Source organism: Neisseria sp. P0021.S007, assembly GCF_051956855.1.
The window spans coordinates 1-559 of sequence record NZ_JBQCXA010000961.1; the positions used below are offsets into that span (position 1 = coordinate 1).

The 559-nt window shown below is 56.7% G+C and carries 1 protein-coding gene; it reads left to right on the forward strand.

Features of this window, described 5'->3' with window-relative positions; translation table 11 throughout:
* Positions 1 to 94: 94 nt before the first annotated feature.
* Positions 95 to 559: hypothetical protein (locus tag ACTHUR_RS16960; RefSeq protein ID WP_440399862.1), on the forward strand; the 465-nt coding region annotated here is incomplete at its 3' end.

Here is a 559-nt window from a genome sequence, read left to right on the forward strand (position 1 = left end):
TGTAGCTTTGGGTGTGTATGGGAGATAGATGTGGTGGTTGGGGTGTTTTTGTGTTTTGAGGTTGTGGGTTTGTTGGGGGTGGTTTCGGTGAGGAGTGTTTTGTTGGTGGTTGGGTGGTTTGGTGGGGTGGGTTTTGTTTGTGTGTTTTGGGGTGTGGGTTTTTTTGGGTTTGGTGGTTGTGGTGGGGGGCTGGTTGGTGCGGAGGGGTGGTGTTTGTGTGGGTTGTGGTTGGGTGGGGGGGTTGGGGTGGTGGGTGGGGTGGTGGTGTTGGGTGGTTTGTGTGTGGGTGGTGGTGGTGTGGTGTGTGGTGGTGGTGGTGGGTTTGTGGTTTGGTGGTTTGTGGGGTTTTTTGGGGGGGGGGGGTTTGGTGGTGGGGTTGGTGTGGTGTGGGGGTGTGGTGGGGGTTGTGTGTTGTGTGGGTGGTGGGGGGGGTTGTTTGGGTGGTGTGTTGTTGGTGTTGGTTGGGTTGTTGGGTTGGGGGGGTGGTTGGGGTTGGTGGTTGGTGTTTTGTTTTGTGGTGTGGGGGGTGTTGGTGTTGTGTTGTGTGTTGGTGGTGTGG